Genomic DNA, 8878 nt, shown 5'->3' with positions numbered 1-8878 from the left:
CGAGGCCCGGTCGCCGGCAGCGTTCTGACCGCGTGGGGGGCAAGCACCGACGCCGGCCCGGCATCGGGCATAACCTACGCGGCGGCGCCCGGGGGCAACGTCCGCGCGCCCTGCACCGGGCGGGTGGATTTCGCCGGCGACTTCCGCTCCTACGGCCAGATGGTCATTCTCGATTGTGGCCAGCACTACCGATTTGTCCTCGCCGGCCTCGGATCGCTTGGGGTCGACAGCGGTCAGGCTGTGGCGCGCGGCGCATCCGTGGGCGTCATGCCCGGCACCTCCGCCCGTCGCCCGGCATTGTTCGTCCAGTTGCGCCACGGTCGGGAAACCGTCGATCCCCGTCCCTTTCTATAGCGGGCGCGCCCTATTTCCGTGCCGCGGCAGACGGGTTAACCTGCACCTTCTTAGGTGTATGGTAACCAATGAGGGTGACAGTGCCTGACGGGTGCTCCCTGCTTCATCGAATCGCGGGAACGGGACTCGCCCGCGCCGCTCAGGAGACGATACCGCAATGAAATTCCGTTCTGGCCTGCTGCTGGGTAGTGCATTCCTGGCAGGCGTTGCGGCGGCCCCGGGACTGAACCGGCTGATAGGACCCAATCACTCTCTGACCTCTCGCGCGCTGGCGCAGGCGGTGTCAGGCGCGCCGTCGGCCACCAACCATGCGGAGACCTATCGTCTCCTGACCCTGTTCGGCAGCATCTTCGATCTGGTCCGCGCCAACTATGTCGAACCCGTGTCTGACCGCGACCTGATTACCAACGCCCTCAATGGCATGGTCAGCGGGCTCGATCCCCACAGCTCCTACATGACCGAAAAGCAGTTCGCGGACATGCGGATCAAGACGTCCGGGTCCTTCGGTGGACTGGGGCTGGAGGTTCAGGGAGAGGACGGCCACATCAAGGTCGTCTCGCCGGTGGACGGGACACCCGCGGCGCGCGCCGGTATCAAGCCGGGGGACTACATCGTCGCCATTGACGGCAAGAATGTCGATGGAACCCCCCTTAACGATGCCGTGGAAAAAATGCGTGGCAAGCCCGGCACGTCGATCACCCTGACGCTGATCCGGGAAAAGACGCCAAAGCCGATTTCCGTGACCATGACGCGGGAAATCATTCATCTTCAGGTCATCAAGTCGGCCCTCTACGGCCGCATCGGGTATATCCGCATCTCCGAATTCGACGAGGAGACCGACGCCGACCTGAAAAAAGCGTTTGCCAGCCTGAAGTCGCAGGCCGGCGGCAAACTGTCCGGCCTGATCCTTGACCTTCGTAATGATCCGGGCGGCCTGCTCAACCAGGCGATCGACGTCAGCAGCGAATTTATCAAGGACGGCGAGATCGTCTCCACGCGCGCGCGCCACCCCGCCGACAGCCAACGCTGGGATGCCCGCGGCACCGATCTTACCGAGGGGCTGCCCATCGTCGTGTTGATCAATGGAGGTACCGCATCCGCGTCGGAGATCGTGTCCGGGGCGCTGCAGGACCATCACCGCGCGGTTCTTATCGGTGAAAAGTCATTCGGAAAGGGGTCGGTCCAGACCGTAATGCCGATCCCCGGTGACGGCGCCGTGCGCCTGACCACCGCGCGCTATTACACACCGTCAGGTCGTTCAATTCAGGGTCTGGGGATCGTGCCCGACATTCGCGTGCGGGAGACAGCCGAGGATCCGGGTTTCAGCATCCGCGAAGCCGACCTGGCACATATCATTTCCAACAGTGGCGGTAACCAGACGCAGGCCCCTGCCCGTGACGACCTGCCCCCGATCGCAAAGTCGATCCCCGGCGCGCCGCCGCAGAACTGGCCGGCCTTCGACCTGACGAAACCGACAACCGATTTCCAGCTTCAGCAGGGTCTCAAGGTCATTCATGCCATGGCTGGCCTTCCGGAGCCTGCCGACGCCGCCCCCAAGCCGACACACGATGCCAGCCATCCCTGAGAACGCCTCGCGCCGCAGCACCATTCCCCCGGTCGGGCGCGCCCTGATCGGGTTCTGGGGGGGGCTCGGTCTGCTCTGTGTGGGTGCGTTGTCGGTCGCGTCCGTCCTTGCCCTCCGCTCTCCGCATGCGCCACCTGTCTCTCATCCGGCGACGCGCCAGCCCTCGACGGCTGTACCCAGAGAGACGCTCATAGAACCTTTGCCGGACGACCCCACGCACACATTGCCGATTATGGGTCGCGACGGGGCCATGGCGGCACGCCGTTATGCGGCGGCTTCACCGGTGGTCGTGCCCGGAAGGCCACAGATCGCCATTCTGGTCGACGGTTTCGGCCTTGACGGTACGCTCAGCCAGACGGCCCTCGAGCGCCTCCCTGCGCCGATCAGCGTCGCCATGTCTCCCTACCTGCCCGATCCGGAGGCAACGGTAAGGTCGGTTCGCGCGCACGGTCACGAAATCTTCCTGTCCCTGCCGATGGAACCGGCGAACACGGCAACGAACGATGAGGGGCCGAACGCCCTCGGCTACGACCACAGTGCATCCGTCAATCAGGACAATTTGCACTGGTCACTGTCGCGCTTTGGAGAATATGTCGGGGTGACGAACGCGGCTGGCGGTTTGGATGGCGACGGCTATGCGCGATCACCCGATTTCAACGCCACGCTGCGCGAAATTCGGCAGAGAGGCCTTTTATACCTGAATGTTTCAACGCCGCCCGGAGCGGACTCGGCGCCGATCCTTCGTCTGACCAACGATCTGGGGGCGGACACCATCGACGCCGCTTTGGACAGGCTTGAGCACATGGCCAAGGACCAAGGGCGCGCCATTCTCGTCACGGGCGCGCTGTCACCCGTCCTCCTGGACAGACTGCTGAACTGGGCGTCGCGCCTGTCGCCCGATCGCGGCGTTATCGTGCCGGTCAGCGCACTGTCCGCGCCGACGACTGGCAGCGGTCAAACACCCGACTCCGCGCCATTGAGGGAGACTACCGTTCCGTGACTCATGAATCGCTGCCGTACCGACCGAACGTCGGCGCCATGATCTTCAATCGCGACGGCTATCTCTTTATTGCCCGCCGCTCAGACATGCCTTCAAGCGACAAGGATCCCGATTCAGGGATATGGCAGTGCCCGCAAGGCGGGATCGACACAGATGAGGTTCCGGATCAGGCCGTCCTGCGTGAAGTCCAAGAGGAAATCGGTACGAAGGCCGTCACCATCATCGGGTCTTATCCGGACTGGTTGCGCTACGATCTCCCTGACCATCTGATCGGCAAGGCACTCGGCGGCCGGTATCGCGGCCAGACCCAGAAGTGGTTTGCCCTGCGGTTCATGGGCGCGGATGCTGATATTCGACTGGATTGCCACCTGCCCGCAGAGTTCGACGCATGGCGCTGGATCGCCCCCGAACGACTGTTCGATTTCGATCTGGGCTTCAAACGCAACCTCTACGCCACGTTGCTTCCGGCTCTGGCGCCATACGCTCAGCCGAACTGAGCACCCGACATGACGGCGTGTAGCGGCCCCGCGACCAGCGGCGCGATGGCCAAGGACGCCCACTCGGGTCGCGCCGGATGAACCCAGACCAGCTCAGCTATTTCCGCCAGCGGGGTCGGCTCGTCCGTCACCGCGACACTGTAGACGCAGGCAGCCACGCAACAGCCCGGCTCATTCGCAGCCGGAGCATCGAAGCGACCGAGAAGGCCATTGATCGACACGTTTCGAAAACCCAACTCTTCGGCGAGTTCCCGACGCAGCGTTTCGAGATCGTGTTCGGTGGCCTCCCGCTTGCCGCCGGGCAGCATGAACCACACCGTCCCCTTTTTCCGTACCAGCAGGATAGCGCCATCGGGCCGCCGCAGCACACCCGCGACGATCGTGATCACGCCGTTCACAGTGCCAGCGACTGTGTGCGCACCAGCCGCGCATACAGCCCGTCTCGTTCCATCAACTCCGCATGCCGACCGGCTTCGACGGCCTTTCCTTCCTGCATCACGACGATAAGGTCGGCTGCCTGCACGGTCGACAGACGATGCGCCACGATGATCGTGGTCCGTCCCTGCCGCAACCGGGACAGTGCGGACTGGACCTTGGCCTCGCTTTCGCTGTCCAGGGCACTCGTCGCCTCATCGAGTAACAACAGGCGCGGATCGCGCAGCAACGCCCGCGCCAGCGCCACGCGTTGCCGCTGGCCGCCCGACAGCCGCTGGCCTCCGGGACCTACCCGCGTATTAAGACCTTGTGGCAACGCATCGACGAAATCGGCGGCAGCAGCATACGCGGCCACCCGAACCTCCTCTTCCGACGCCTCCGGCCGCCCGACGCGAATATTGTCCGCCACCGACATGTCGAACAGCAACGTATCCTGACTGACATAGGCGATCGTCGCGCGAAGCTCCGCGAGCTTCAGTTCACGCAAATCGACCCCATCGAGCGTAATACACCCCGACGTCACGTCGTGCAGGCGCGGGATCAACGACAGCGCGGTCGACTTGCCGGCACCGGACGGCCCGACAAGCGCCACGGTCAAGCCGGGCCGGGCCTCGAACGTCAGGCCTTCCAGTCCGACACGCCCGTCCCCATAGACGTACCCCACACCATCGAAACGCAGATGCCCCTTCCCGGGCGGCATAGCCAGTGCCCTGGCGCGCTCGCTGATCGCGGGGGGCGTGTCGATGATGGCAAAGATACGGCTGAGCCCGGCAAGCCCCTCCTGCAACGCGGCGTTCAGAGAACCCAGCGCCCGCAGCGGACGCGAGGCGGTCAGCAGGGCCGTGACAAACCCGAAAAAACTGCCCAGCGTGGAGCCACCCATGGCAGCGCGCCATCCCGCGAAGCCCAGAACGGCCGCTACCGCAGCGCCTCCGAGTACTTCGAGCACCGGGTCCACCCGTGCGCGTCCCGTCGCAATGCGTAACATCGCGGCATGCAAAAGATCGAGCGATCGTTCGACCCGGGTCTGCTCATCGCGCTCCATGTTATAAACCCGGACGGTCCGCGCTTGGGTAAAGCTCTCGTTCAGCAGCGCCGACGTCTCGCCGATCTGCTCCTGCATCCCGCCCGATGCCCGACGCACCTTGCGACCAAGCTTCTGGATCGGCACCGCCGCAAGCGGATAGAGCAGGGCCGCGATCAGACTCAACTCCCAGTCCATGTAGAACATCGAGATCACGAGACCCACCACCGTCACGACATCGCCGAGCGAATTCACCGCACGTATCAGGGCTTCACGAATCGCGACGGCATCGCTGGTGAAGCGCGCCGCCCATTGCGCCGGCGCCTCACGCTCGATCATCGTCACATCGGCGGCCACCAGATGCGTGAACATCCGCTCCTGCAGACCCCGGATCACGACCAGAACAAGACCCTGCACCGAGACGGTCTGTGCGTATTGCGACGCGGCCTTCGCGGCCGTCACCAGAACCACCAAGGCCGGCACCTGATACAGGATACGTGGATCGTGGGCTGCGAACATGTCGAGCGCGCGCTGGATCACCAGAGGATACAACGCCGTCAGGCTGGCCATCAGCACCGTTAACAATACGACCGAGACGATGCGTCCCTTGTACAGCGTGACATCGTCACGCCACAGCCGGCGCATGAGGGCGCGCGTGCGCTCGGTGCCCGCCATGGAAGCGGAGGACAGCGGAGCAGCACGGCCAGCGGACGCGGCGGCAGGGGGAGTCACGGCATTCATCGCTGCGCTTTTACAGGCGACGCCGACACCACGAAAGAGACGACCGCTCTCACATTCACGAAGGCCGGGCCGCCACCGCCTCCCGTATCCACACAAGGCACGTTCGTCGGTCAGCGACACAGCCCCCGGCCCGCCAACGGGCTCCAACATCCTGCAGCACTGCCCCGACCGCCGGGCCGGCCGCCACCCCAGCCGCGACCACGTCACGCCCTGCCACGGGCAGCATCGGTACCGGACAGTCGAGAATCCACCCCCTCAGACGATCCCACTCCGGGTCAGGCGCGCCGACGACATCCCCCTGCGCAAGCCAGCTGCGAGCGACAACAGCGGCCGGAGGGAAAGACGCCAGCAACCGACGCCGATCGTCACAGCCCAGTGTCGGGGTCACGGGCGGCAGAGTGCGCAGCGCGTTGAGACGATCGACCTCGCGCCGGGCCAGCCGAAGGCGCTGCCCGAGCACGTCTGCGGACGCGGTGGTCAAAGCGCCCAGTCGCAGAACAGGATCTGCCGGCGCTCCGCACGAAACGGTCCTCTCCAGACGCCCTTGCGTCCTCTCCCCCGGCAGCAGCGCATCAAGCACGCCCAGACGCCCCATCAGCGCGCTCATCTCCGATGCGCGAGGGCCGCCGAGAATACGCGAGAGTTCGGACCACACGCGCTCGACGGACAGGCGCGCAAGCCGTGGAACGGCGCGCTTGATCGCGGCGAGTGTTAGAAGATCGGGCTCTTCACGTCCGAACCGGCCAAGGAAACGGAAATAGCGCAGCAGACGAAGAGCGTCCTCCGCAAGCCGCTGGTCTGGATCACCGACGAAGCGTACCCGCCCGGCCAGAAGATCCTCCCGGCCGCCGAAATAGTCGAACACCACCCCCTCACGGTCACAAAACATGGCGTTGAAGGTGAAGTCGCGTCGCGCGGCGTCGGCGCGCCAGTCGGACGTCCAGGCAACGGTCGCATGGCGACCATCCGTCTCCACGTCCCGCCGCAAGGTGGTGATTTCAAATGGACGTCCGTCGATCACGGCTGTCACGGTCCCGTGACCGATCCCCGTCGGCACGACCTTGATGCCCGCGTCCGCCAACGTGTGTTGCACAACATCCGGCGGTTCCGGCGTCGCGAGATCGATATCCGCGACATCGCGTCCGATCAGCAGGTCACGTACGACACCACCGACAAGCCGGGCACGCGGGAGCCTGTCCCACAGCTTCCGAAGCGACGGGTCGGATAAGGCGCCAGTGAGGTCTGATGTCATGTCGCAGGTGCCGGCAAACGGGCAAGCGGGAAAAACCGGCTCTGGCTCCAGACTCCGAGACACGGCACGCCATTGCAGCACCCGGGCTCGGCAAGGGCCGCCAGTTCGTAATACACCGCGCGTGACAGGCGCGCCTCAATGGCGAAACGCCCCTCCCCCGATCGCACATGCAGATAGGGCACGGGTCCCGTGCCGCACCCCTCGCACGGCACGTCCCAGTCTACCCGAATCGGATGCTCCGGTCCGGCGCACACCGTTTCGTCCACGTTGGTGCGAAAGCTCAGCACCTGTGAACGCCCCTGCCCCCGCCATTCCAGTTCGACCGCCACGAAGGGAACATCCTCGACGTCGATCGAACCATGCTCGGTCGGCGTGTCAAGCCAATACCGGCCCGCTTTGTCCCGGGTCAGCACCGATGAAAACAGGCAGATCATCGGTTTTCGGCGCACCGGCGTGCCACGATAGAGCCACGTGCCGTCCCGGCGAATCAGGAACGGCAGCGGTCCACAGAACCTGCGTCGCGCGTCATCGCCGCAAGGATCGACGGATTCTTGGCCGACTGTCACGTCGGCACCGCAGGTTACCTGCGGGTTCGTGGTGTCGAGATCGTCAGTCAAAACGCAGTCCAAACCTGTGCTCTGGTCCTGGCCGGCACGCGCCCCGCGCTGCGCAGTCCCGGCCTCTCGCTGTCATATAGGAATCATACCCCGCTTGATGAAACCCCGGGACCTGTCACATTGCGACCATGAGCATTTTCTCCGACAGCCCTGCCCCCGACGCCTCGCGACCGGACGCCTCCGCGACGGCCGCCCTCGCCGACCGGCTGGGCGCCAGATTACAGGCGATACGCGGCGAAATCGGCCGCTGCGTCTTCGGACAGGACGCCGTGATCGAGCAGATGCTGGTTACGATCCTCGCGGGCGGCCATGCGTTGCTCGTCGGAGCGCCGGGGCTTGGCAAGACCCTGCTGGTCACAACCACGGCCCGCGTTCTGGGTCTCGAGTCGCGCCGCGTGCAGTTCACGCCCGACCTGATGCCGTCCGATATCACCGGCAGCGAAATTCTCGATGAGGACGACAGCGGCCACCGGAGTTTCCGATTCGTCCCCGGCCCGGCCTTCTGCCAGTTGCTGATGGCCGACGAAATCAACCGCGCCAGCCCGCGTACGCAGTCGGCGCTGCTTCAGGCCATGCAGGAGAAACATGTCGCGGTCGCCGGGGTGGACCATCCTCTTCCATCCCCGTTTCACGTCCTCGCGACGCAGAATCCCATCGAACAGGAAGGCACCTACCCGCTGCCGGAGGCGCAGCTCGATCGCTTCATGCTGCAAATCCCCCTGTCCTTTCCCTCGGCCGCGGCCGAACGCGAGATGCTGCTGGCCACCACCGGGGTACGCCAGTTCGAGGCGCGCTGCGTCTTCACACGCGACGATCTGCTCGACACTCAGCGTCTGGTCCGGCAGTTGCCCGTCGGAGAAAAAGTCGTCGACGCCATCCTGCGCCTCGTGCGGGACGCCAGGCCGGAGACCACACAGGACACGACCGTGCGCCAGACGATCGCCTGGGGGCCGGGCCCGCGCGCCGCGCAGGCACTGATGCTCGCGACACGCGCACGGGCATTGCTCGACGGACGCCTCTCGCCCAGCATCGACGATGTCGTCGCGCTGGCGCAGCCGATCCTGGCCCATCGCATGGCCATGACCTTCGCGGCCCGCGCCGACGGCACCACCGTCGAAAGCGTGATCGACCGTCTGGCCGCCACCCTGGGTTGATGACAGTCGCCCAGCGCCTGAAAGACCGCTTCACCGCACGTCTTCGCAGCCCCCTCCGCCACCCATCGTATGGCGCCGACAGGACAACCGCACGACACGCGGCGATCACGCCGGGACGCGATCAGACCGGCGACGCGCGCGCTCTCGCATCACGGTTTCCAGCCCTGTCGGTCCGGGCGGCCAGGATCGCAGCCCTGGTCGCCGCCGGCACCCACGGCG

At 65.4% G+C, this 8878-nt stretch carries 10 protein-coding genes; 6 read left to right on the top strand and 4 right to left on the bottom strand.

Translation table 11 applies throughout. From position 1 onward, the window contains the following. The 4 genes from HUK82_RS12345 to HUK82_RS12330 form a co-directional block, all read left to right on the top strand. On the top strand, nt 1-354 hold a 354-nt coding region (locus HUK82_RS12345), incomplete at its 5' end, for a murein hydrolase activator EnvC family protein (RefSeq protein WP_176614249.1). A 157-nt stretch (nt 355-511) separates the two neighbouring features. Further along, nucleotides 512-1939 carry a S41 family peptidase gene (locus tag HUK82_RS12340; protein ID WP_176614248.1) on the top strand — a complete coding sequence of 476 codons (1428 nt, stop codon included), beginning with the start codon at nt 512-514 and terminating at the stop codon, nt 1937-1939. Then, nucleotides 1923-2939 (top strand): divergent polysaccharide deacetylase family protein, encoded by a 1017-nt coding sequence (locus HUK82_RS12335; protein ID WP_176614247.1) that lies wholly within the window; start codon nt 1923-1925, stop codon nt 2937-2939. The genes HUK82_RS12340 and HUK82_RS12335 overlap by 17 nt, the downstream gene beginning before the upstream one ends. Then, complete coding sequence (locus tag HUK82_RS12330; RefSeq protein WP_264802234.1) at nt 2936-3436, top strand: RNA pyrophosphohydrolase; 501 nt, start codon at nt 2936-2938, stop codon at nt 3434-3436. Before HUK82_RS12335 ends, HUK82_RS12330 begins: the two co-directional genes overlap by 4 nt. On the opposite strand, the gene HUK82_RS12325 is transcribed toward HUK82_RS12330, so the two are convergent. The 4 genes from HUK82_RS12325 to HUK82_RS12310 form a co-directional block, all read right to left on the bottom strand. Next, nucleotides 3424-3825: an NUDIX hydrolase gene (locus HUK82_RS12325; protein WP_212648036.1), complete on the bottom strand. Its 402-nt coding sequence runs from the start codon at nt 3823-3825 to the stop codon at nt 3424-3426. The genes HUK82_RS12330 and HUK82_RS12325 overlap by 13 nt on opposite strands. A gap of 5 nt (nt 3826-3830) precedes the next feature. Further along, the gene (locus HUK82_RS12320) at nt 3831-5627 is read right to left on the bottom strand and encodes an ABC transporter ATP-binding protein (RefSeq protein WP_373318275.1); all 1797 of its coding nucleotides are present in this window, start codon (nt 5625-5627) and stop codon (nt 3831-3833) included. Nucleotides 5628-5691: 64 nt separating this feature from the next. Continuing rightward, nucleotides 5692-6888, bottom strand: coding sequence for a CCA tRNA nucleotidyltransferase (locus HUK82_RS12315; protein WP_176614243.1), 1197 nt, complete (start codon nt 6886-6888; stop codon nt 5692-5694). Next, nucleotides 6885-7454, bottom strand: coding sequence for a DUF1285 domain-containing protein (locus HUK82_RS12310; protein ID WP_176614250.1), 570 nt, complete (start codon nt 7452-7454; stop codon nt 6885-6887). Before HUK82_RS12310 ends, HUK82_RS12315 begins: the two co-directional genes overlap by 4 nt. Nucleotides 7455-7633: 179 nt before the next feature. Here HUK82_RS12310 and HUK82_RS12305 point away from each other — a divergent pair, with 179 nt between their 5' ends. Continuing rightward, nucleotides 7634-8659, top strand: a complete 1026-nt coding sequence (locus tag HUK82_RS12305) for an AAA family ATPase (RefSeq protein WP_176614242.1) — start codon at nt 7634-7636, stop codon at nt 8657-8659. Then, the coding region (locus tag HUK82_RS17205) for a hypothetical protein (protein ID WP_394367499.1) at nt 8659-8878 on the top strand (220 nt) is incomplete at its 3' end. The genes HUK82_RS12305 and HUK82_RS17205, both read left to right, overlap by 1 nt.

It is taken from the genome of Ameyamaea chiangmaiensis (assembly GCF_013376175.1).
Lineage (GTDB): Bacteria > Pseudomonadota > Alphaproteobacteria > Acetobacterales > Acetobacteraceae > Ameyamaea > Ameyamaea chiangmaiensis.
Note: the sequence above shows the minus strand (reverse complement) of the source record. Positions and strands in the feature narration are given on the sequence as shown.